This window comes from Noviherbaspirillum sp. FW303-A3 (assembly GCF_058788695.1).
The window spans coordinates 976363-997615 of sequence record NZ_JBYTAZ010000001.1 but is presented as its reverse complement, the minus strand read 5'-3'; the positions used below and the strand labels follow the sequence as shown (position 1 = coordinate 997615).

The 21253-nt window shown below is 54.0% G+C and carries 24 protein-coding genes; 6 read left to right on the top strand and 18 right to left on the bottom strand.

Features of this window, described 5'->3' with window-relative positions; all coding sequences use genetic code 11:
- Positions 1-46: 46 nt before the first annotated feature.
- From AC3WOY_RS04895 to AC3WOY_RS04885, 3 genes are read right to left on the bottom strand one after another with little or no spacing between them, the layout of a single operon-like run.
- Positions 47-835, bottom strand: coding sequence for a hypothetical protein (locus AC3WOY_RS04895; protein ID WP_492421334.1), 789 nt, complete (start codon positions 833-835; stop codon positions 47-49).
- Positions 832-1512 carry a hypothetical protein gene (locus AC3WOY_RS04890; RefSeq protein ID WP_492421332.1) on the bottom strand — a complete coding sequence of 227 codons (681 nt, stop codon included), beginning with the start codon at positions 1510-1512 and terminating at the stop codon, positions 832-834. Before AC3WOY_RS04890 ends, AC3WOY_RS04895 begins: the two co-directional genes overlap by 4 nt.
- A complete protein-coding gene (locus AC3WOY_RS04885) occupies positions 1509-2387 on the bottom strand; it encodes a ComEC/Rec2 family competence protein (RefSeq protein WP_492421330.1) in 879 nt (292 codons plus the stop codon). Before AC3WOY_RS04885 ends, AC3WOY_RS04890 begins: the two co-directional genes overlap by 4 nt.
- On the opposite strand from AC3WOY_RS04885, the gene AC3WOY_RS04880 reads away from it, so the two are divergent.
- Entirely contained in the window at positions 2386-2673 is a 288-nt protein-coding gene (locus AC3WOY_RS04880) for a hypothetical protein (RefSeq protein ID WP_492421328.1), read from the top strand. The two genes, AC3WOY_RS04885 and AC3WOY_RS04880, sit on opposite strands and share 2 nt — an antisense overlap.
- A 608-nt stretch (positions 2674-3281) precedes the next feature.
- On the opposite strand, the gene AC3WOY_RS04875 is transcribed toward AC3WOY_RS04880, so the two are convergent.
- Positions 3282-3608 carry a type II toxin-antitoxin system RelE/ParE family toxin gene (locus tag AC3WOY_RS04875; protein ID WP_492421326.1) on the bottom strand — a complete coding sequence of 109 codons (327 nt, stop codon included), beginning with the start codon at positions 3606-3608 and terminating at the stop codon, positions 3282-3284.
- Positions 3605-3877: a ribbon-helix-helix domain-containing protein gene (locus AC3WOY_RS04870; RefSeq protein WP_492421324.1), complete on the bottom strand. Its 273-nt coding sequence runs from the start codon at positions 3875-3877 to the stop codon at positions 3605-3607. The genes AC3WOY_RS04875 and AC3WOY_RS04870 overlap by 4 nt, the downstream gene beginning before the upstream one ends.
- A gap of 340 nt (positions 3878-4217) precedes the next feature.
- Here AC3WOY_RS04870 and AC3WOY_RS04865 point away from each other — a divergent pair, with 340 nt between their 5' ends.
- Entirely contained in the window at positions 4218-4403 is a 186-nt protein-coding gene (locus tag AC3WOY_RS04865) for a hypothetical protein (protein WP_492421322.1), read from the top strand.
- Positions 4404-4406: 3 nt separating this feature from the next.
- Complete coding sequence (locus AC3WOY_RS04860; protein ID WP_492421321.1) at positions 4407-5285, top strand: hypothetical protein; 879 nt, start codon at positions 4407-4409, stop codon at positions 5283-5285.
- A gap of 1079 nt (positions 5286-6364) precedes the next feature.
- On the opposite strand, the gene AC3WOY_RS04855 is transcribed toward AC3WOY_RS04860, so the two are convergent.
- Both AC3WOY_RS04855 and AC3WOY_RS04850 read right to left on the bottom strand, forming a co-directional pair.
- Positions 6365-7471 carry an ImmA/IrrE family metallo-endopeptidase gene (locus AC3WOY_RS04855; protein ID WP_492421319.1) on the bottom strand — a complete coding sequence of 369 codons (1107 nt, stop codon included), beginning with the start codon at positions 7469-7471 and terminating at the stop codon, positions 6365-6367.
- A gap of 10 nt (positions 7472-7481) precedes the next feature.
- Complete coding sequence (locus AC3WOY_RS04850; protein WP_492421317.1) at positions 7482-8180, bottom strand: hypothetical protein; 699 nt, start codon at positions 8178-8180, stop codon at positions 7482-7484.
- 430 nt (positions 8181-8610) lie between these two features.
- Here AC3WOY_RS04850 and AC3WOY_RS04845 point away from each other — a divergent pair, with 430 nt between their 5' ends.
- Positions 8611-8865, top strand: a complete 255-nt coding sequence (locus AC3WOY_RS04845; protein WP_492421315.1) for a hypothetical protein — start codon at positions 8611-8613, stop codon at positions 8863-8865.
- Between the two features lie 517 nt (positions 8866-9382).
- Here the strand turns inward: AC3WOY_RS04845 and AC3WOY_RS04840 are convergent.
- The 5 genes from AC3WOY_RS04840 to AC3WOY_RS04820 form a co-directional block, all read right to left on the bottom strand.
- Positions 9383-9871, bottom strand: a complete 489-nt coding sequence (locus AC3WOY_RS04840) for a hypothetical protein (protein WP_492421313.1) — start codon at positions 9869-9871, stop codon at positions 9383-9385.
- Between the two features lie 9 nt (positions 9872-9880).
- A complete protein-coding gene (locus tag AC3WOY_RS04835; protein ID WP_492421311.1) occupies positions 9881-10453 on the bottom strand; it encodes a 3'-5' exonuclease in 573 nt (190 codons plus the stop codon).
- Entirely contained in the window at positions 10417-10719 is a 303-nt protein-coding gene (locus tag AC3WOY_RS04830; RefSeq protein ID WP_492421309.1) for a hypothetical protein, read from the bottom strand. Before AC3WOY_RS04830 ends, AC3WOY_RS04835 begins: the two co-directional genes overlap by 37 nt.
- A 316-nt stretch (positions 10720-11035) precedes the next feature.
- Entirely contained in the window at positions 11036-12109 is a 1074-nt protein-coding gene (locus AC3WOY_RS04825; protein ID WP_492421307.1) for a hypothetical protein, read from the bottom strand.
- Positions 12110-12745: 636 nt separating this feature from the next.
- Positions 12746-13780 carry a site-specific integrase gene (locus AC3WOY_RS04820; protein ID WP_492421305.1) on the bottom strand — a complete coding sequence of 345 codons (1035 nt, stop codon included), beginning with the start codon at positions 13778-13780 and terminating at the stop codon, positions 12746-12748.
- Between the two features lie 215 nt (positions 13781-13995).
- Between AC3WOY_RS04820 and AC3WOY_RS04815 the strand changes: the two genes are divergently transcribed.
- Positions 13996-14328 carry a hypothetical protein gene (locus AC3WOY_RS04815; RefSeq protein WP_492421303.1) on the top strand — a complete coding sequence of 111 codons (333 nt, stop codon included), beginning with the start codon at positions 13996-13998 and terminating at the stop codon, positions 14326-14328.
- A gap of 27 nt (positions 14329-14355) precedes the next feature.
- Here AC3WOY_RS04815 and AC3WOY_RS04810 read toward each other — a convergent pair whose 3' ends face one another.
- The 6 genes from AC3WOY_RS04810 to AC3WOY_RS04785 all read right to left on the bottom strand — a co-directional run bounded on the left by AC3WOY_RS04810 (position 14356) and on the right by AC3WOY_RS04785 (position 19900).
- Positions 14356-15258, bottom strand: coding sequence for a DotA/TraY family protein (locus AC3WOY_RS04810; protein WP_492429193.1), 903 nt, complete (start codon positions 15256-15258; stop codon positions 14356-14358).
- Positions 15259-15294: 36 nt separating this feature from the next.
- A protein-coding gene (locus tag AC3WOY_RS04805; RefSeq protein ID WP_492421301.1) for an IS3 family transposase occupies positions 15295-16850 on the bottom strand; the annotation gives its coding sequence in 2 pieces (ribosomal slippage) (positions 15295-16388 and positions 16388-16850; 1557 coding nt in all).
- Positions 16851-16888: 38 nt separating this feature from the next.
- Complete coding sequence (locus tag AC3WOY_RS04800; RefSeq protein WP_492421299.1) at positions 16889-18268, bottom strand: DotA/TraY family protein; 1380 nt, start codon at positions 18266-18268, stop codon at positions 16889-16891.
- Positions 18265-18591, bottom strand: a complete 327-nt coding sequence (locus AC3WOY_RS04795; RefSeq protein WP_492421297.1) for a hypothetical protein — start codon at positions 18589-18591, stop codon at positions 18265-18267. Before AC3WOY_RS04795 ends, AC3WOY_RS04800 begins: the two co-directional genes overlap by 4 nt.
- Positions 18588-19586, bottom strand: a complete 999-nt coding sequence (locus tag AC3WOY_RS04790; RefSeq protein WP_492421295.1) for a hypothetical protein — start codon at positions 19584-19586, stop codon at positions 18588-18590. Before AC3WOY_RS04790 ends, AC3WOY_RS04795 begins: the two co-directional genes overlap by 4 nt.
- Positions 19583-19900 (bottom strand): hypothetical protein, encoded by a 318-nt coding sequence (locus tag AC3WOY_RS04785; protein ID WP_492421293.1) that lies wholly within the window; start codon positions 19898-19900, stop codon positions 19583-19585. The genes AC3WOY_RS04790 and AC3WOY_RS04785 overlap by 4 nt, the downstream gene beginning before the upstream one ends.
- 93 nt (positions 19901-19993) lie before the next feature.
- Between AC3WOY_RS04785 and AC3WOY_RS04780 the strand changes: the two genes are divergently transcribed.
- The gene (locus AC3WOY_RS04780; protein WP_492421291.1) at positions 19994-20590 is read left to right on the top strand and encodes a hypothetical protein; all 597 of its coding nucleotides are present in this window, start codon (positions 19994-19996) and stop codon (positions 20588-20590) included.
- Positions 20591-21253 lie beyond the last annotated feature (663 nt).

Genomic DNA, 21253 nt, shown 5'->3' with positions numbered 1-21253 from the left:
TACCAATGAGTGCAAGCCCAGCTATCCGAGCATTGACGACTTGCATTCAGCTCAAAGCAGAGTTCGGCATCTTTCCGAGACTACGATCCTTTTCAATATCAACTAGTTCGAGAGAAGGCGTCGAATTGTTTTTGTTCCTACGCGATCGATTTTGTCGTGGCTGAGGAGTAGGGGGCTCTATGGGCAATGTGGCTATATCAGATCCCTTCTCAGTGACAATCAGCGGATATCTGTCAAGCGTCAGCAGACGCTGCGCACATGCTAATGACCGAGACATCCCCATAAACAAGACAAGAAGGGCGACTGATTCAACAAGAACAAAGATTCCTTCTACAGGCCACAAAAAAGAGAAGATGAATGAAAAGAGGATTGCTGGAATAAATATCAGCTGTGCGATCCAGTCCGCTATACGTTCGCGCGTTCGCAAGCTAAGCTTATGTTCTTTTATTGCCTCAAAACCTATCGCGGCTTTATTAAGTTTGACGAATGATACGCCGTATCTAATATCGAAGAGCAAACCACTGGTATTCTTTCGCGCCATCGCGAGTAGAATTTCGTCGCTGTTGTACCGGTATCCGTAAGCACGTCGGAATACAAGTTCTAGGCGTAGCGGATGTATAGCTTCCAGGCGCTCGCTCTTTAGTGTTTCCATCAGCCAGGATAATCGTTTGTCACTGTAATTGAGAGATTTTTCTCTCATTGCATACATAAGTCGCCACGAAGCAAGCCATACCACGGGTAGTGATATTGACGCTGCTACCGCTAACGCGAGCGCTGGGTTACTAAGTACCAACTGCTTTAGCGGGTCAGATAGCAGGTTAATGATCCAATTCATTTTTGCTCCTTTTTTGGCCCGGGAGATGTCTTCGGAGCAGTAACCTTCTTGGTGGAGTGTATCGATAGTACGTTGCACACGAACCGCGTGCCACTGTTCCTCGCGCCCAGGCAGCAGGCGATGAACTGCGTTGTAAAGAACCCTGTTGCGATCCACAACGCTAACTTCGTTGCGCCAATTAAATGCATGCCGGTGGGCACTAGAACAATCAGCGGTAGCGACATGGCGGCCATATCGCGGTACATCAAGTACATCTTGTGCGCTTCGACAACCGGCTTGTCGTCACTGACCATCTTGTACAGCTTGAACCACTTCTTGTTCTGCTCAGCAAGATCGGTCGGTAGCTCACCAACGTTCTTCTTCAACGCGGCCATGTCGATCCGAACATCCGCCGGCCCATGACGTGTGAAGGCCTCGCATCCAGGCATCGGATTCTTAATCCGCCAGTACACCAGGATGGCCTTCACGTTGTGCGACAGCAAACCAGTGCACAACAGGATCAGAACGGGCAGGACGGTCACTGCTAACCCGCGCATGATTGCGATCTGGCTCCACTCTGCGTCCTTGATGACCTCGGGAGCGACGAACAGCAACATCACGATTATGTCGAGGACGGCCAGCATCACCAACCACTTCATGTTCAGTGACTTCAATGAGCGGTCGAGGTCGGTCTTCATCCGTTGTACTCCGTATCGATGAAATACTGGCTATCGTCCTGCACGTCGAACTGGATCCAGCCGTCGCGACGCGTGGTTAGCACGTGTCGATCCTTCATCGTCGTGCGGACGCGCACGCCCTGAGAACGGATGACTTTCCGATAATCGGGCACTGTCTCCTGCGTGGAGTGCACCTTGGCTTTGTCCGAGATCACGACGCAACTTGGCGTGAAGTACTTGAAGATGTCCTCACAAAATCCGTTCTCGCGACCGTGGTGCGATGCGACCAACACATCGGTGTCGTGGAGTTCAGTGCGAAAGGCGGGTTGCTGCAGCAAGGCCAGCCAGCCCGGCTTTTCGAGATCACCAGGAAAGAGGATCTTGAAGTTCGCGTACTTGATGAAGACCACCAGACTCAGATTGTTCGTGTCGGTGAAGGTCGGGTAGGGGTTGTAGTACATCGACATCCTGATCCCACCCATGTTGTCGTCGAACGGCGAGGTCGTGACGGTGTTGTACCCATTGCACGACGCGACATACTTTTTGGCGTCATCGGTGAGTGGACGGCCACTTTGCCTCTTGATTGCCTCCAACTGATCGCCAGTGTACGACACGTTTCTGATTAGCGTGTCGATGTATATGCCTTCGTTCCACAGGCCCTGCAGATCGCTCATGTGATCTTGATCGGCGTTCGTAATGAGCAGGTAATCCAGCCTAGTGCGACAGAGAGTGTTCTTGATGAAAGTGCTCGGTCGCCAACCTGTCATGCAACCTGAATCGATCATCGCGAGCTTGCCGGCCCTATCGGGCCCACCCAGTTGGGGCTCAACGTGGTGAAGCATGGCGCACGCCCCGTGCTCCACATTCCAGATCCGTAGCCGCATCAATCCACCCATGTCGCCTCCCGTTATTTTCTTTCAGGGATTTTTCTTTGACTGGGACACCAATGAACCAGCTAAGGCCTTTGTTGTAGTGCTGGCCTTAGAGCTCTGTAATGCTCCGGAGGCCTTGGTTTCCATCGTCTTGCTCGTTGTTTTCGAGGTGCCGGCCTGTGCCAAGGCACTACCAGCAAGACTACGCTGGAGCGAGGATGCGTTCGAGCTCCCTAATACGCGTCCTGCCGTGGACGCCACTTTGCTACCGGTGGATTTATTTGCCATTGCTACCTCCAAAAGGAAATGACGAAATACCGCTCTAATGGAAAATCCAGAAACACCGTATATAGTGCTAAATTTTCCTATATGTACTATATATGGTGCTGTATGGATATACAAGTATTTTGGCGCAGGGAATCATGGCTAGTGGCATTAGCCTCCCCGGGTTGACGCTCCTCATTAGGGCGGAGTTGTGGCGGGAGCCAGCAGAGGTTTTCAGGGAGTGTGCAGTTGCGGTGTCAGAAAGGGGGGGGGCAATATTGTTTTCTTGGTAACTAGGCCGGTATACCAATTGCATACTGGGTATGACATTGGCATTGGAACTTGCTCAAAAAAGAGCTATTTGCTACAGGTCGCATACTATCGTCCCGCATCTGGTCAGTAGAGTCAGCTCTTGCCGTGATAGTAAGCGGCCATTTTGTTTTCTATCGAGCGACTTTCACCTGGGCGCAACGACATGGAGCCACCTGGTGATCTCCTTCGGGGGCCTTTCCATGGCCTCCCGGATGTCAAATTCGACCCGTCTCTTGCGCCGGACATGCACTGGCGTGAACGCGAGCTTTTCGGACCGGCTATTCTGGCGTGCCGCCGGCTGTGCCTAACCAAAGCTCGTAGGGAAGGTCGATGATGTCCATCTCAATGCTCCTGGGTATCTGCCGGATCGTCGTGAAGCATCGTTTCGTAATCCTGGCCGCCGTAGAACACGCCAATGATGGAAACCAGGTCGCCGTCCACGTCGAAGGCGATCACGGCACGTTTTTTATAGTTCGTGATCCGCAGGCCGGGGCGCACGTCATCGCGCTTAGTGCCTCGATGCGGAAAGGTTTGCAAGTTCTCGCAGTAGCTAACGATGGCATCTGTATAGCTGGCGGCAATGTTGGGTGAAGCTGCAGTGGCGATGTAGCGGTACAAAGCCGCAAGTTGCTCCTGGGCCTCGGGCGAGAACACGACCCGGAAGGTCATTGCGTCTTGGCATGCTCGGCGGCGAGACGGGCGCGCACCTGGTCGGCGGAGATGGCGCGAGAGGGATCAGTCTTCAAGGCATCGTAGGCCGGGCCCACTTGGCTATGCAACCAAGTTTCGACGGCACGATCCCGCGCCATAAGAGCGCGCAACCCGTCGCGGATGACCTCGCTTTCGCTCGCGTACTCACCGGTCTGCACTTTGGACTTGACCACATCGGCCATGTCATTCGGAAGGGTGATGCTGAGTTGCTGCGTGGTTCGTCCCATAATGGACCTCCAACTCTATCAGTAGGATTAAATCCTACTCCCACCAGCCGGTTCCGTCCACTGTTTTCCGATTGCGGGGCCAGGGAAATATTCGAATGGCAGCCACGTCGGCTCAGGACGGGCGTTTTTAGACCAAAAATTCCTGCGATTTGTGCTTGCATCCCTTGATAACCATCAAGTAGCAGCGTCACTTCATGGAAAAACCCACATACACGCCCCCATGCAATTACTGATTGGTTTCATATACTTCCATTGAAAAAGTCGGCCGGGGCACGGAATTTTAGTGGGTTGGGTGTTTGCTCGCTTTGTGATACATTGAGGCATCAAGAGGTAATTCGTCATGAGTCGTCACCACCAAAAATTCGTAAAAACTGAGCGCGATACATCGACGCTGCGAGCTGAAAAGCAACAGCGCCAAGAGGCATCGCGCCAAGCCGTGCGTTCTGGTGTGCTGACGCAGGACGATCTGTTCCTCGTGCCCCGCAGTCTCGCTAAATCACTGCGAATTCACCAATACAAAGCCTAACCGATGGCCGAAGAGCTCCGACTCGTTCCATTCAACGAGGAGATGCTTTTTAAGGTGCTTGAAATTGTCCAGCAAGACGCCGTCTTGGTTGGCGGACAAGCCCTAGCCGTATGGGTGGGCATCTACGAAATTCAACTCCCCAGCGATTCTGCCTCGCCTAACGCCACGTTCAGCGTAGGACGATCCGTTGACACAGGCACCACGCCGATTAGCGCCGATTCGGATTTCATGGGGGACAGGGAGTTGGTTGGCCGATTGGCCGGCCGCCTTGCCAACAGCTTACAGCGTTACCAACTGAGAAGTGCGCTCTCGAGTCTGCACGGTGTCGTCGAACTGTACCTCGATGACAAGAATTTCATGAGCATCGACATCATTCAAAGCGTGGCCGGCATCCAAGTTTCGAGCGTGTGGGACAGATCCATCACGCTGGAAACTCCGAACCAGGTCGCTTTCAGGGTACTCCATCCGCTTGACCTACTGCGAAGCAGGGTCTACAACATCGCCCATTTCCCCGAGAAGCAGAATGACAATGGTCGGATGCAACTGCAACTAGCGCTGCAGGTGGCGAATCATTACATTCGTGAAACGAAGAGTGTGCTCGGGGAGAAAACCGCGCTTAAGCAAATCGAGGAAGTGGTCGCTCTTGCCAAATCCAGTGAAGGCAGGGCGGCTCGGTATTTTGGTGCCGATTACCGCGTCGCACTTCCGGACGATGCCATCGAAAGCCAGAATTTCCATGAAATTCGGTGGCCAAGGATTCTGAAAGAACTTGACGCCGCCAAGCCGCAAGCCTACTTTTCGCCGTCAGCCGCGGCCGATGCAGGGGACGCCGATGCTGCCGACCAGGACGATCCTACGTCCGCCCCTCGATCACGACCCTGACGACCTTGGATAGGGCCTTCAGAGCAATAATTGCGCTCCGCCCAGCGTCGATAAAACCATAACACGCGACAAGGGTTTTTATTCTGGCAGGCACGCAGATTCGGGTCGCACCCAATGGATGTCGGTCGAGCAACATCACCTGCCTACCCCAAGCGTTGAGCAACGCGACGATGTCTTGACCTGCTATATCGACTTCCTTTTCTGCAAAAACCGTAGCCGGCGGATGTGACCAGCATCGCGTTACGTTACGACTTGTTTTGTGCCTCCTGCCAAGGTTCGGTCGTGGTTTCCTCTTGTGGGATTTCCAGCGGCACGACCGGCGTCAACGCTTGGCCAGCTGCCTCGCCCAGACTATTTTCGTCCTCTTCTGGTTTTCCGGGCACTTGGCGGCATTAGGGCCATGATCGGTGCATAGCAGGGACGCACCGAGAGGGCCGGCCGGCCTGTGGCGCGGTTTTCGTGCGCGAAAGTCGCCCCATGGCACGCTTGCATCCCTTGATAACCATGAATTATCAAGGGATGTAAAAAGGCATGCGAAATTACACGATCTAAAAACGCGCGGGCAAATCTCTCATTGAATCTGCGTAATCTACTGCTCGTTAACATCCAATCCGGCAACTCGAACACACGATCCGGTGTTCATGAACACCGTCAGCTTTCAGCCGTTAAGCAAACCGTCGGTAAATTTTCCGATAGACAACTGTCGACCCATTGCGGGCATTCAGCCGAAATGGATGAGCGTCCGATCTGCCACGATCGTCGCCTTCCATAGGCGAAGTTCGTATAAATGCTCTTGGCAAGTAAGCGGACGTCTGGAGGGGCTCATAGCGCGCATCCATCCATGTACGCCACGATCTGGATCGCGGCGCTGACCCAGCCCCGCTGGTCCACGACGGGACCGCCGGTGCGCTGGCGAACTGTGCCTTCGCGGCCATGGGGTTCATCCGCGTCTCGAGCGAAAAGCCGTGATGTGCGCCGGGGCAAGAGAAGCCTACGACGCCTATCACGAACGCACATGGCGGCTCATGCCGCGCTAACGCAGTCTCACGGCAAACTCAGATAAATCGCAGCCGACTCGCCTACACCAAGCGCAATTTTGGCGGAACTCTTGGCGCTGAATCCACATCAGCAGTCCCTGAAACCACGGACAGGTTGGTCAGCTGGAAGGTCAGCGCATTGATCTCATCTACGCTAATACTAAGACTCTCTGCGATTTCACGGCGTCCCTGCTTTCGGCTATGCAGAATGTCGAGCACTTTAGTGAGGAGTTGAGAGGTTTCTCTCTCCATCGGCTCTGGCTCGTTCGTGCGATAGCCACTCTTGGCAATCTCTATGCACAGGCTTCGATAGTTCCACTCACTGACCAGCCCAAGGGAGTTGAATCGATAGGCCAGCGCGGCCAGCGACACCCCCCAATAGTGCTTCAGCTTCATCAGGTACTTGATGGTGTAGGCGGGCGGCTGGTTGGCCTCCACGCTTTCCTTCGGCATAAGAAAAGCTGATGCAAATGCATCGGCCTGGCGCTCCATCTCAGGTCCATGGGCCTGACCATGCTGCATGGTGTAGATGTCCCGCACCAGATGACCGAGCTCATGAGCAGCATCGAACCTGCTGCGCTCGGCAGACTTGATGGTGTTGAGAAAGACGAAGGGCTTGTCTTCGTACCAGGTGCAGAAGGCGTCCACCTCACGGGTTTCTTCGGCCAGAGAAAAAACGCGGATACCTTTGGACTCCAGCAGATGGACCATGTTGGGAATGGGCGCATTGCCCAGGCCCCACGCCCTGCGCAGGGTAGCTGCCGCCTCTTCAGGCCCCAGGTCGCTCAGGTCCGGCAAATCCGCCTGCGGCAGGCTGAAGCGGTCTTCAACCCACTGGTTGACCTTGAATGCAATCGCGCCAGTTGCGAAGGCGCAGGCCTTCATGGCATCTGTCATTTTCGAAAGCTTGCGAAAACTCACCGCATGCTCTTTGATCTCCGGCATGTCTTCGTCAATGAAAAAAAACTGCTGAGGGAATTTCAGCAGTTTTGCAATACGGGCCAGAAGTTCCAGGTCAGGAGCAGATGCCCCAGTCTCGTAGTTCTGCAGGCTACGGCTGGTGACACCCAACTCCTTGGCTAACTGCGCCTTGGTCAAGCGCCTTCTCACCCTGGCAAATGTGATTTGCTTGGGGTTGATTTCGGACATAATCAACTACTCAAAACGTACCTGTCTTGAGCTCAACTTCCACAGTGGCAGGCGCGTTAGGCTCGTCCTTGCGAATGGTGAAGTCAGCCGGATTGTTGGGGATGCTGCCCAGAATCAGACGAACACCCCACTCAGTGATTTTCTTGTTGTCGAAACCGGTCGGCAGGGACAACTCGAAACGGACCTCGTTCAACAACTTGTCGTAGTGGTACAGCAGAGCCCAAACCTGGGTTTCCTTCTGCTTTTCTTTAGCGAGCTTGAACGAATCACGGTTGAAGAGCTCCAGCTGACTGTTCTGCTGAACGAAGTTCTCCGCCACGGCCCCCTTCTCGGCCTGGTTCGTAGGATCCTCGAAACCGTTCTTTCCCGTTTCGCTGTTACCGGTCATCACCACGATGGAGATTGAACGATCGGGCGAACTGATGAAGGGGCAGTTCTGCTGCTCGTGGATATGCCACTGGAGCGCCGCGAGCAAAGTGCGCAGATCTTCAACGGTTTTCAGCCACTGCTGTACACCTGCTGCCGTCGGAGCTGACGCGCGCGTGACCTCGTTGCGCCCTCCCAAACCACCCCTGATCGCATCCTTAATGAGGATGGCATTCAAGTCCGGATGCAGTTCCTGCAGCCGTGCTTCCACCAGCGCCGGATCATCGACGATCTCGGCACGGCGAACGAAGGCGTTGGGGGCTGTCAGATCAAATTTCCGCACGTTTATTCCTTTCTCGTTTCCGGAAATTCTACCTCATATTGAGGTGGATAAAGCGGAAAAATTTTAATATGGTCAGGGAATGTTCACGTCGCTAGAGTAAGTATCAACTCGAACCGTTCTGAGTGTTCAAGATTTACCGGGCTGGCTGATCAAGTTCGACCGGAATATGCAGAATCAAGGCGTTCCCCCATAAACGTTCACCTGTCGTCGGCTTCGACGTTTAGGCGAGGCCGCTTTCCGAACAATGAGCGTCCCGCCTTCCACAGAAAAAGCAAGGCGATCTCCAACATGCCAGCCGGCGACCCGCATTATTTCACCTGGAATTTTCAGCATTAAGTTATTTTGGATATCCGTATTTCGCGGTTGATTTCCTTGAATGTTACGCAGTAACGAAATAGAATAACGTTACTGCGTAACGAGGGGGGTATCCATGGTAAAGACGGTAGCTGAACGGCAAGCTGAGTATCGAAAGAAACGCGCGACGGCTGGGGATAACGGGGAAAGGCGGATCAATACGTGGGTAACAACTGGAGCGGCACTTGCACTAGGTCGCCTCGCCAAACGTTACGGCGTAACGCAACGCCAAATGCTCGAACGGCTCATTCTTTCCGCTGACCAGCAAATCGTCAGCGCTATTGATCCCGACAGTAAAGAATGGTCGGAATATTTTGCTGTTACTGCGTAACACGTGATTCGTCAACCGTAAAATACGAATACCCGTTATTTTGAGTCGCCTCTTATTTCAATTTCAAGGCATTGCAGACGACAAAGGAAATGCGGCCAGTAAGTCGATTCCACTTCTTTCTGCATCTCAGTAACGGCTTTGATTTCATGCATGCCCCATAAATGTTCACCTTCTGCTCTACTGCAGCCCCCCCCCATAAACGTTCACCTTAGACTAAGAGCGCGTCAGCGTGGTCTTTAGGATGGAGGGATTCTGCACTGCGGCCAGAGGCTTTAACAAGCGCCTTCGGTGGCAACCGCCTGAAAGTCCAGCACGACGCGGGTCGAGCCGCGGCGACTGGGAGAGCTTCTAATTCAGGACGAACCACCCCCTCCGCTCTCCGGAACATCCCCTGGACATTTCACCCCGCTACGCGGGGCCGGCTTGACGTAGTCAAATTATGTCGTCGCATCCGTCGGACGCTCACGAAACGGAAAATAGCTCTACGCGCCCGAATGTGCTTGTTTTGATAGATATGTTACTTGTTCTTTTTTTTCTCGCTATCTATCCATGCCAGCCATCCCATGCGATGCGCAAGCGCATCATGCAAGGCATGGTGCCAAGGGTGTCCAGGCGCATCGTGATAGCGGCACACGGCGGCGTGAAACACCGGGCTGTCGATCAGGGGGCGCATATCGTGCCACCCGGCTAGATTGGCCGGTGTTTCCCCATCAAGCGCATTGAGCAGCAGCTCATAGTCGGTAAACGAATCGCAACCGATCGTGACGCTGCGCGGCAGCTCAGCGAGCCACGTGACTAGCCGCTGGCGCAGCCCAGCACCATCGACCAGCGCAACTCTTTCCAGATGCGGCAGGACCGCCGTCCGGACGAAGCCATTGCACAGGCTGTCATCGAAGTCCGACCGCTCGCAGTAGAAAACGCGCTTTCCGTCTTCGCTGACCATGCCGATGCTGATCAAGTCGATTTGCAGCGGGTCCGTGTATTCGGTATCCAGAAAGATCAACATACCAGTCTTTCACTCTTGGAAATCCGAGTGACGACACGTCGGCAGGAGCCGAGCGATGTTGAGGGCGTCGTCAAGCGCCCTGTGGTGGTTCCCTTCGAACCTTAGGCCAACGATCTGCAGGGCGGTGGCCATGCCAACTTGCTTGATCTTACGGCGCTTTGCGAACTCAGCTTTGAGATTCTGATGCGGCAACCCTACCAAGGGATCAGCTACGCCGTGCCGGGCGCAATCCCGCTCGATCTGGCGGCGGTCATAGGCTCCCCAGCTTCCCCAATAGCTGTCCGCCTGCCGGTGGCATTCTGCAAACTCGCGCAGCTTGGCAGCGACGGCGGACCAAGTGCGCGCATGGTCGACGTCGGACTGCTGGATGCCGGTCAGCGAGATGCAGAACGGTGTGAGTTGCGGTCGCCCGACCGGGCGGACGAAACTTTGGAAATGCTCGATGATCTGACCGGTCTGCAGAGACCATACTGCGCCAACCTCGATCACTTCCATCTGTTCAGGCGCAATGCTTCCGTCATCGGAGCAGGTTGCCTCAAGATCGATCACGAGCACCTTGGCCACTTGTGCGGAAAATGCCATTGGTAGTCACCAGCATCCATCATATTGGCAACAAAAAGTTCAAATGCCTCGGCCGTGGTGCGCGAACCTCCAACTCGCTTACGTTGCAGTTCGATCACATCCGCCAGAACAGCAGGCGTGCGGCATGCCCTGACTACTTGATTCAGGGCTGGTCGTAGCATGGTGGTCAGTGCCTTGGAAAAGGCTTCAGGTCTTTTCTCAAGATCTGGATCAACTTCAATCAGCAAATCTTCGATTAATGCGGTTGATATAATTGCGTTGGTCATTGTCGTACCTCCCATATAGGTTGCTTTGACTAGGTAGATCTTGCGGTGGCTGCCGCTGGGTCTACCGACTTAGATTTCCACGGTCCTTTGATTCTTAGTGCATTTCAGGTCCGTGGCGACGCGTCATGCTTTCGGCGGGCTACGAAGTTGCCGGACAAACTACCGTCCGGCAAGGGCTGCCGCCCCGGCGCCTACCGCCGAACTTCGCCAAAAAGCCAGCGAAGACCGCGACATGACGCTCTGAAACGTGTCCGCAGTTTGATACCTCTTGGTTCAGCAATTGAATATTCACATTCGTCAGGCTGGCCTCCTGTGCTTACAGTTGTTTTTGCGAATTGGCCGTTGGGTACCAATACTCGCTGTCTAAAAAACGATCGTAATTTCTGTCAATATATTCGGAACGAACATATTGGTTGAAGTCCTCCACTTCTTCGGTAAGCCAATCACCCTCCGGTCCCCCTGCACGTAATGAAGCGTAGTCTTCAGGATGCCAAATACGTCCGTGTTTCCAACTGTTCATAGCCGTTACCGGCATACATTTACCGTCATGCAATTGATCAAACACGTGAGGTTCCAGTTCAACGCCCGTACAGCCGAAAATGTGGCGAGAGCTCGCCTGGTCACAGAAGGTCATGAGTAGTTTGTATTGCTGCCTACTGCGCCAGTAATTCCATCGTTCGAATTCCCATTTTTCAAACGCTGTATAGGACACCCCGTCCGATGTTTTTCGGTCAATGCGGATTACTATGCCCACGGGTTCTCGATCTTCGTGATTGTCGTTGCTCGCAAGCGCGGCTGGAAAATCAGCCCCTTCCCGACGTACGAAATACACGTGAATCCGCCCCCCATCTCTCACGAGAGTGCTTAAGCGCTGAATTGCCGTTGGAATTGCCTTGTACCAATTCAGTTTGGCGTCGGATGCTATTGGCGACGTGCCTCTAAGCCAGGCTTCGCTCACTCCCATTTGAGATGCAAGGAAGTTAATTAAGCGCGGACGGAGTAAATCCTCCAGCCGCTCACGATCAGTCAAAGCAGACAACGTGAGCCCGAAGTCATGCAAGATCGATGGAATATCAACGAGGTCGACCCGATTTTCTTTAAAGAGCAGAAAAAAGCGATCGCAGATTGTTTTTACAGCATGATTTGGATTATCGAACGCATTTCCGGCGACGGATACTTCGGCGAGCCCAGTTAACGCCATCGTTACCGCGGCTTGGTATGAAATGCCGCCCATTGCCTCCGCTTGCGCTTCGTAAAAACGCCGCACATGAGGTGGAAGACGTATCGAAGTTGGCGTGGAAGGCTCACTTGGATCGACGGCCTTTTGTTTTGCCAGACCTACGCCCAAGTTATAGAGATTGTACAAAAGTTGCCCAAAATTCAATTGCATATAGCCTCGTAGTCAAAACGCATACATCATTATATGCGTAATGAATGCCCATGCAAGCATGTCAATCATTTTTTTACGACCCCTTTCTAACGACGATCACAAAGAAGCATTGCCGTCGTCCAAACAGTTTCTGCCGCCCTCATAGTGATTCAAGCCATCCCAATGGCGAACGTGGGTTTCATCGCGAACATCACGTCACGACTCAAGGCCAAAATAATGCAGCGTGATCCGAATTGGGCTTCTGAAATCCATAGCCTTAACGACGCGACCGACATTAAAACTGCTCTGCCTCGGCATGAGAATCTCTGAAGCGTCACATTGACTGCACTACTACGCTAGGTTTTATACGACACCTTGGTCAATGTGACTCTAATCTGCACAAATTTTCAGCAACCTCGGGTCACTTTGACCTTTCAATTCAGACTCCGACACTACCTAAAGTCGATGTGACCCTAGTTCGCCTATTTTTTAGGCAGCCCAGAGTCACATTGACGCACCTTGTTTTTGGTGCGGACGAAAATTTTTCTTCAGTTCGCAACTTGGGCCAATGTGACCCAACCTAGAATTTCTGGTAGCGTCAATGTGACTCTGAACAAGCGACGTGCGTTTGAACTTTTAAGGGGGCCTCGCAGTCGCTCAACGGCCGGGGAGACTCCGCTTGCGACTATGCGGCAAGGATCTGGTAGCCTTTACTGTTCTTGCGGATTGAATCTGGGCGGGCTGAAGCCCGCCCGACGATCGTGACATCTGCCGTTGGCCGTACATCGTCGCCGTCTTGTCGACACAATGCCCCAAGGCCTGGCTTACTTCATCTGGAGATAACCAGGCTTTAAAATCGTTCGCGGCCGCATGCCGCAAGGTGTATCCGGTTACCTCGGTCTTATTCTGCGGCCAAAGTGCGCGCCCGATACGCCTGATCGCACTGGTGAAATTGACTTTGCTACGTACATTGACATTAATCTCTCGTACCTGTCGCTTTGCTAGTTCTTCGCAAAGTTCGTGAACGAGCGGATGTGACGTGGCGGTATCGTACGCAATCTTGCGCCAGGCTTGCCCCTGAGCGGTGCCTTTCACTTTTGCGCCGGCGATCGTAAGAACGAGGTGCGAGTCGACCAGTTCGACGGTTACTCCGGTCGCCAATTCTTCAGGGCGGCACCCCGTGACTGCGGCCACCAAGAAGGGAAGCCTGTACATGCTGGTTCTCATGGCGGCATGCATTTGCTCTCGAAAGTCGGAAGGCAAAGCTTTGAGGCTCCGGCGCTTGCTCCTACGTGGTTTTGGATCAGGTAAAGGGCACGAGCCCCGGTGCTGCTCAATCGTTTTATGCAGCTCCAGGAGAAAATTTACAACGGCGACGCTTGAAAGCCATGCCGCGGTGTCGCCGGCTCGTTGCCTTTTGTCTTGCTCCGATAGCGCACCAGCAAGCCGCGCCTGCACAAAGTGTTTTGTCGCGGCCAATCTTCTGAAGTATGTGCGTTTGCTGCTCGTGTTGCACATGGCAGCAAACAATTCGCCGGGAGATCGGGTCTGAAATTTAGAGATCAGACGCTGTACTTCGCGATCGTACATTTTTAGTGTGACCTCGGATGCAGTACTTGGCGTCAAAATCTTCTTGAGTTCCCGTGCGTTTCGTATGGTCTCGTAGGCTGCTTCTTTGATTTCAGGTTCCATGATTCGTGTCCAAAAATTTAAACTCGTTGTCGGATGCCCTCCTATCACTACGTGATTCCTTCGGACCGGCGGGCACATTCTCTGTCGGGACAGAGAATGTTTTCGAGTCGAGCTCGGAGAGTCAATGTGACCCGAACTAGCTGGGAACATTTGTCGCCGTATATCGAATGTGATAACTTGATGCATCTTGGCTTTATATTGATCGCGGAGGTGGCATGAGTAATGTTGACTACCAATCTGGCCTCACGTTTGGGCTTGCACGTGCTCGCACAACTCGTGAGGATGCAGAGAGTGCGATCGGAGAGTGGGCCTCGTTTTCCGGAAAACTGGAGAACAAGCTGCTTAATGAAAGTGTCGAGCGGGCAGTAAGCGTGGAATATGTTCGCGAGCTTCGCAAAGCCTTGCGCGAGTTGAATCCGGCACACCCACTCCTCAACGACGGAGTCGCAACCAAACTTTTTGAGCAGGCACGAGTAAAGGCATATGAGGAAAGGGGTTTTCAGTACGACCCGGCAAGTGGCCGTTTCACTAAGCGCAATTCCAGCTAGCTCGTTTTGATTCTGCTGCATCATCACTTAGTCCCCTAGGAGGTCCTTGTTCGACGGTGCATCTGTACCGTTTTTTTCTTGCCCACCGTTTGGTCGAGCGGCGCGGTCTTTCCCGCCCAAGCTTCCGGCTGCGCCGCCTTTCACTTCTCTAACACCACCTACCAGGATATTGTGGCCTTCCTCGCCAGAGCGTTCGGCGGACCCGATACCGCCGGCATGTGCGCCCAGCCAACGGAGGATGTTGTCGGGTATCCAGTGGATGAGCGAGAACACGATGTGTACTACCGTGGTCATCAGGATGACATAGATGGCGACATAGGCAATGAAGGACACGATGCCAGTCATCGAATCCGCCTGCACACCCCCGACGACGGTCATGAACGCTATGTTGATCAAGCCGGTAACAGGCTGGGTCAGCAGCATGGCACCGATAAGCCCGAACAACATCAACGCCGGCCGCATGACGAGCGACAGAATCATCATGTAGCCTTGCCCTGCTTTGCCGATCGCGTCATCGCCGTCGGGATGGACGTGCGCGACGGCGAACAGGGGGGCCGCAATGACCGCCTCGAGGACCAGTACAAACCAGTTCACGACCGATGTGATCCAGGTGATGAAAGGGATCATTGGGATGTATGTTGAAAGCGTTACCCCAAACCCTAGAAGCAGCCAAATCAGAATAGTGAACGTCCCGGACAGGAACTGCAGGACTGCTCCCCAATCCATGACACCCGCGCCGCCGAGTTTTCCCAGAGTTGCACTTGCCGCACCTGCAGCCCCAGCAAGCGTGATCAGGAGCACTTCGCCAGTTCCAACAATCGTGTCGCCGAAGGACTTCATCTGGCTCATGTGATTGAGGTTCGAGCCTGCAATCTCTTGCGTCATCTGGTTGATCGCGCCCATGAAAGGGGCCGACAACAGCTTCCTCACGTATTCGGCGTTTGTCAACGTAGTTGTCACATGACCTCAAGCTGCCTGCTTTAGCTGTTCCGCCTGACTCCGTTCCGGATTCAGCCAAACCTCATCCCGCAATTCCCAATTCCTTGTCTGCCCTGACCATCGCCTCGGATTGCTGTTTTTGGCGGCGGCATAGAGGTGCTCACGATGTCTCAGAATGGCAGTCGCTTGCCCGGCGTGACGCTGCCCCGGTGTCACGAATTTCAGGCCACTGTGCTTGTGCTCCTGGTTGTACCAGCGAACAAACTGCTGCGTCCACGCCTGCGCCTGTTCCAAACTGTCGAACGGTTTTCTCGGGTAATCGGGCCGGTATTTGCAAGTGCGGAACAGCGACTCGGCATAGGCATTGTCATTGCTCACGCGCGGTCGGCTGAACGACGCAGCCACGCCCAGATGCTCCAATGTGGCCAGCATGGTGGCGCCTTTCATCGCGCTGCCGTTATCCGAATGCAGCACCAGCGGGCGCCCGCCCAACCCTTCGGCCAGACTCGCCTTGCGCATCAGCAGCGCGGCCAGCTCGCTTGATTCCGCCACATGCACTTCATGGCCAACAATCTTGCGGCTGAACACGTCGAGCATCACGTACCAGTAAAAATACTGACCCTTTAACGCCGCCGGCAACCACGTGATGTCCCAGCTCCACACCTGGTTCGGAGCGGTCGCGCAATGACTCGTCACCACGCGCTCGGAAGGCTTCTTCGCGCGCCCTCGGTGATGCTGCTGCGATGCCTGTTTCAGCACCCGATAAAAGCTCGATTCCGACGCCAGATAGACACCACGATCAGCCAGCGTCGGCACGATCTGCGAGGGCGGCAAGCTGGCGAATTCCTCGCTGTTGGCCACCGCCAGCATCCGCTCGCGTTCAGACTCGCTGAGCTTGTGCGCAGGCGCCGGCCGGACGTTCGTCGTGCGACCATCGGCGCCAATTACCTCATCCCCTTCGCGCACCCAGCGAAAGAACGTGCGCACACTCAATTCCAGTTCGGCACAGGCACAATGCAAGCGGCAGCCAGCCTCTTGCGCTTCACGGATCAACGCAACACATAAACGGCGATCTGGGGCGCTGATCAGTCTTCCTCTTTGTCCCCCCAGATCGCCTGGGCTTTTTTTCGCAGAACCAGCAGCGCCGCCGCTTCGGCCAACGCTTTCTCCTTGCGATGCAATTCCTTCTCCAATTGCCGGATGCGCTTCTTGTCTTCCTTCGACTGCTCGCGCTGGCTGCGCGCCTGCTCGCCCGCATTCGCATTGGCGGCCCGACATGCCTCGCGCCACGCCGCAATCTGTTCCACGTACAGACCTTTGCGCCGGCAATACTCGGCCAGCTCCGCTTCATTGAGCGCGGCCGTCTCCAGCACCACCGCAAACTTGTCTTCCGAGGACCATCCCTCGGGATTCTTCCCATCTCCCGGCACCGGCATTCCCTGTTTCTTCAATTGACGCCGCCAAGTATAGAGCGTCTGTTCAGTGATACCAGTCTCCTTGGCCAGTTCCGATACCGCCTTGTTCTCCGGAGGCATCATCCGTCGCAACACCGCTTCTTTCCGTTCCGCTGAATATGCCTTCACTTCGACTCTTTAACCGCCCCCGATAAGATTTACTTCCATCAGGTGACGCGACAACTAGTCTGACACCGGGGGTATTCCCAGGCACCTTCGCCCTCGCGAGGGGCGCGGACATTGGTATCGTTGTAGTAGTTCTTCTTGACGTCATCGGAGCGATGCTTGGCATACTCATCCGCCGCGGTCATTGCATCAGAGTACGTCAGCAGGACCTCTCTGGTTTCCTTGTCGACGATGTCGATTGGTTCCGAAGTCGGGAGTCCGTTCAGCGTGGACTGCATCACGTCGTTCATCTTGACGATGTGGTTGTACCAGGTCCCTGCAAAGATCCAGCCGCCGCTTTCGGCTCCCTTCAGGAAGTCCGTTCGTGCGCGGTCATTCGTCTGCTGTACAGCCGATTTTGCCGCTGCTCGAAGAGCATTCTCATACTCGGCCGCCGCTGTATCCAACGCGCCTGGGACCGGTTTTTGACCGGCCACTATCTGTGCCGCGATCGGGCGCAGCGTCAGGACCATTTTCTGAACGGCCTGGGCATGAGCGTTGATGATTGGATCTTTGATGACCTTGGTGTTGCTGTTGCCCTCGGACGCCTCCCATGACTGCTTCCATGAGATACCGCCGCACACGTCGGGATTCATGTAGCTGTTGTCATTGGCTCGCCATTTGTAATCGGTGACGGAGTACGAGGCCTTGGAATAGTTCTTGACGGTCGTGTATGCCCCGACGAGAGGGATGCCGTCAAAGACGTCGTAGTTGGTCAGTTCCCCGGTATTCGCCACCTTGCGAGGAATCGCGACTGCATTGATCCGCGTGCTGCGGTTCGATTCCTGGAACTGCTTGTTCATGGCTGCGGCGCACACCTCGAATTTGAGGATGTTTGCAGCCAGCGGCCGTGAATCGGGAATCATTGGCCGGCTGATCATGTTGTCCTGCTTGATCTGCTCGATAGCAGCCTTCCAGATAGCATCGGCGACGCCGACGCCCTGGAGCGCGAGCCACAGAATGCAGATTTGGATCAACGAGTAGCCGGACCCGAGGGGCAGCAACAGTGCGGTGCCGCCGACGGTGCGAAGCGGAACCCAGATTGACGACATCTTCTTGCCGAGCATTTCGCCGTCGTGTGCCGAGTCGATCGTCCCCTTCAACGTAGTGAAGCCGACAAACAACATCCCGAGGAATAAGACAGCACTGCCGAAGATTTTCATCATCGCGCCCAGCACGTCACTGGTTTGGCTACCTTCGACGTTCCCGCCGGTGGCGATCAGCCCGATGATGCTGCCGAAGACCTCGCGCAGAAATTCAACCGACGTGTCCCCGGCGGGCGGGGTGAACTGACCAGGCAGAGAGCTGCTCGACGCTGCGACAGCAGTGCTCGACAATGCAATCAATGCAATCAATGCGGTCAGCGTGGCAGACCTTTTCATTCTGCTCGACCTTTCTCACATTTTTGCAAGATGGTTTCTGGCGTTGGCGTTTTGGTCAATAGCCAAGCGTCATGTGTCAGCAGTAGTGGGAATGGCCAGGCCAACACGCTCCATAGTGGATTATGAAACGTTAAGAAGGCAAGACCGCCAATACTTGAGAAGGTGAAAGCCGCGGGAAAGAGCCACCAGCCTGGCAGCTTCATCCAAGGCCGGTGCAAACCCAATGGCATCACAATATTCAGGAGCAGAAGGAGATATGCACCAAGGCGGTGGGTCACGCATTCGAATCGTCTTGAATTAAAGATACGAAAAAGAATCTTCATAGTGGTCTTACTCCCTTGCTTAGCAAATTGGGAGAGGTCTTCAAAAAGTCGACAAACGCGCTATTCACTAATGGACCTTTCAATCCTTGTTTTTTAAGTAGCTTGTGAACGCTCGGATTTTTCATGGCGGTATACTCTTCAAAGGCGACGAGCACTTCCTCTTGACGGCTGGCATCAATTGCACGGAATCCGGAGAGAATGCGTTCCTGCTCACTGTTTTGTTCGAGCTTGCGCGCCTCGGCCTTCGCGGTGGCCTGTTGAAGAGACGCGTGTTCACTCCTTGCCTTTTCCATTTCCGTGCGCCAAGCGGTATGAGTTTGAAGGTCTTCAGCACTTGCCCCACTTTTTTGAATGCGGGACCTCACTGCATAGCGGTAGCCCACTTCATTGTTAATTACCCCATTCTTTGACGCGGCCCAAACTGCTGCTGTGACGAGAGAGTCGATGCTTATCTGCTCACCACCACCACCTGAATTGTTGGTGGTGGTAGAAATAGGGGTAAGGATATGGGTAGGGTTACCGCCTGACCCTTGCTTGTCTCTGGCAAGCCCCTCGGAAGCCCCTTCCAAGGAGCTATGAAGGGGCCGGAAGATCCCGTCATCATCGTGCGATGCGATCCATTCTTGAACCGCATCGCGCCACTGATCAGGAACTTGGCTGAGTTCTGCACGCGCCTTCCGCGCGACGTTCCCCAAAAATGCCGCTCGAAGTGAGTTGTGGTCCCACCAGTTTTTTACCCACACCCAGCCTGTCGGTTCGTCGATCGCTACTATCTCTTTTTGTGCCAGATCGCGAGCAGCGCTAAGTAGTTGAGCTTCCGTCCAACCGATTCCAGCACCGATCGAGCGCCACATGGTGCGATAAACACCGATCACGTTACTGTCACGACTCGTGAGAAACAGCAAATTCGTGAATAGGTTCTCGCTTGTGCAATGGGCCAGCTGCGGATCGGACCAGAAACTGTCGGAAATCATGCGTTGGCGCCCCATATTCATTTACCTTTCTCTTTGGTAGAACGGAGGAGCGGGCTTCGATTTCGTCTTGAGTTGGTTCCTTCTCTTTTATCCGGCGCATTGGTTGGGCGAGCGCTAGTCTGACTATTTTGCGCGTCTAGTCCCCATGCACGGATTTGTCCGATGTGCCATGTCAAACGACGCGGCCCCGAAATCGGTTCTGGGAAGCCCTTGATACGACGCTGTTGAATGGTTAGAGCTGCGAAGTTCGTGATTGCTGCGACTTCTTGAACACCGATACAGACTGAATCGTCCAGCTTTGATAGCCGCTCCAAAAGCTGCCAATCTCTTTCCATTTTCTTGCTCCAGGTGGGTTAAATCTATGTTGCGCACTATGTTTCTCTTGGGCACAATGAAAAAGGACAGAAAATTCAAGGACGAGGTAAACGATGGGATACCTAGCGGAACTTGCGGCCAATGCCTCAAATTTAGCGACATGGAACGCGGATGTTGAGGGCATGGATAGTCAAGATGAGTTGTTCGATGCGTTGTGCGCGCATGAACAGAAACGCTGGTTTAATGCGGATGAGGTGGCGAAGCAGTACCGGGAAAGACTTGTGAGATCCGCAATGGAGGAGTTGGCAGCTCGCAGCCATTCCAGGGCGAAGGTTGGCCGTCGTCCCGCGCTAACGGCCTACAAGGAATACAAGCAGACGTTCTTGCGCGGTTGGGCTCACTTCGTGACCAAATGCGCAAAAAGGGATGGGCTCACAATGAACCGTCTAGCTTGGGCGTTCGGATTCACCGAAGATTCCGAATGGCGGGCGCTTCAGCGCGGGGACTGCTACCGAATGACGCATCAGCGATTTGTAAGCCACTCACGATGGACAGTTCCACATCGAGGTTGGAACGTATTAAGGGAGGGAAGTCTGGTCAGGTTCCTGAATCAGAATTTAATGGACCCCAATCAGTTTGAGACTTGGGTGCGCGAACAATACGAAAATTTGCCACAGAATTGCCACAAATCAAAAGGTAATTTCTGCTAAGATTTTCTATGAGTTTCTAATTTAAGCTATTGTTTTTTAAAGATTTATTTAACTAAGATTTTCTAACGCTAGGCAAGTTTTCCGATTCACACGGCGGGGGTCACTGGTTCAATCCCAGTACTGTCCACCAGAATTCACGCCAATATCAGCGTTCAGACCCACTCGGTTGGGGCACAGTTGGGTCAAGAAAGCCTGCCTCGAGCAGGCTTTTTTATTGGACCTGAACTACAACCACAAGGTGGCTGACTGGCGTTTGTTTTTCTGTCTCAACTGATACTGCCTTGCATCGCGCTACAAGGGCGATGGAATGGGCGCAGATGGTTTTAGGAGCGCTACTGGCGCATGCCAAGCGCAATGAGGTACGTGGGGCGCATAACTATGCGCATCACAACCCAGGCCAGTATCCGATCCAGCAGCGCTTCATCCGACTACGCCGACTGACCAAGACGCAGCAACTACGCCTAGAACGCATACGCAGTAGATCAAGATGGCCTGCCATCAGCTCGACACTCTTGCGTTGGCGCTGTGGCATCAGTCCCGCGCAGTAATTTCTCAACCTCCCTCCCGATCTGCATGCGCCAGTACCGGCGCCAGGGATTGCTTTTTTGCATCTATATTTGAAGCGCTTCAAAAAAGCTTTACACCGAATAACGAAAAGAGTAT

Bases quoted from the DNA above. Each gene is read 5' to 3' on its own strand.
- AC3WOY_RS04820 (WP_492421305.1), bottom strand. From the start codon at position 13,780: ATGGAACCTGAAATCAAAGAAGCAGCCTACGAGACCATACGAAACGCA.
- AC3WOY_RS04880 (WP_492421328.1), top strand. From the start codon at position 2,386: ATGTCGCCTCCCGTTATTTTCTTTCAGGGATTTTTCTTTGACTGGGAC.
- AC3WOY_RS04845 (WP_492421315.1), top strand. From the start codon at position 8,611: ATGGTAAAGACGGTAGCTGAACGGCAAGCTGAGTATCGAAAGAAACGC.
- AC3WOY_RS04780 (WP_492421291.1), top strand. From the start codon at position 19,994: ATGGGATACCTAGCGGAACTTGCGGCCAATGCCTCAAATTTAGCGACA.
- AC3WOY_RS04865 (WP_492421322.1), top strand. From the start codon at position 4,218: ATGAGTCGTCACCACCAAAAATTCGTAAAAACTGAGCGCGATACATCG.
- AC3WOY_RS04855 (WP_492421319.1), bottom strand. From the start codon at position 7,471: ATGTCCGAAATCAACCCCAAGCAAATCACATTTGCCAGGGTGAGAAGG.
- AC3WOY_RS04835 (WP_492421311.1), bottom strand. From the start codon at position 10,453: ATGGCATTTTCCGCACAAGTGGCCAAGGTGCTCGTGATCGATCTTGAG.
- AC3WOY_RS04830 (WP_492421309.1), bottom strand. From the start codon at position 10,719: ATGACCAACGCAATTATATCAACCGCATTAATCGAAGATTTGCTGATT.
- AC3WOY_RS04875 (WP_492421326.1), bottom strand. From the start codon at position 3,608: ATGACCTTCCGGGTCGTGTTCTCGCCCGAGGCCCAGGAGCAACTTGCG.
- AC3WOY_RS04885 (WP_492421330.1), bottom strand. From the start codon at position 2,387: ATGGGTGGATTGATGCGGCTACGGATCTGGAATGTGGAGCACGGGGCG.
- AC3WOY_RS04890 (WP_492421332.1), bottom strand. From the start codon at position 1,512: ATGAAGACCGACCTCGACCGCTCATTGAAGTCACTGAACATGAAGTGG.
- AC3WOY_RS04895 (WP_492421334.1), bottom strand. From the start codon at position 835: ATGAATTGGATCATTAACCTGCTATCTGACCCGCTAAAGCAGTTGGTA.
- AC3WOY_RS04785 (WP_492421293.1), bottom strand. From the start codon at position 19,900: ATGGAAAGAGATTGGCAGCTTTTGGAGCGGCTATCAAAGCTGGACGAT.
- AC3WOY_RS04860 (WP_492421321.1), top strand. From the start codon at position 4,407: ATGGCCGAAGAGCTCCGACTCGTTCCATTCAACGAGGAGATGCTTTTT.
- AC3WOY_RS04800 (WP_492421299.1), bottom strand. From the start codon at position 18,268: ATGAAAAGGTCTGCCACGCTGACCGCATTGATTGCATTGATTGCATTG.
- AC3WOY_RS04825 (WP_492421307.1), bottom strand. From the start codon at position 12,109: ATGCAATTGAATTTTGGGCAACTTTTGTACAATCTCTATAACTTGGGC.
- AC3WOY_RS04815 (WP_492421303.1), top strand. From the start codon at position 13,996: ATGAGTAATGTTGACTACCAATCTGGCCTCACGTTTGGGCTTGCACGT.
- AC3WOY_RS04790 (WP_492421295.1), bottom strand. From the start codon at position 19,586: ATGAATATGGGGCGCCAACGCATGATTTCCGACAGTTTCTGGTCCGAT.
- AC3WOY_RS04795 (WP_492421297.1), bottom strand. From the start codon at position 18,591: ATGAAGATTCTTTTTCGTATCTTTAATTCAAGACGATTCGAATGCGTG.
- AC3WOY_RS04840 (WP_492421313.1), bottom strand. From the start codon at position 9,871: ATGTTGATCTTTCTGGATACCGAATACACGGACCCGCTGCAAATCGAC.
- AC3WOY_RS04870 (WP_492421324.1), bottom strand. From the start codon at position 3,877: ATGGGACGAACCACGCAGCAACTCAGCATCACCCTTCCGAATGACATG.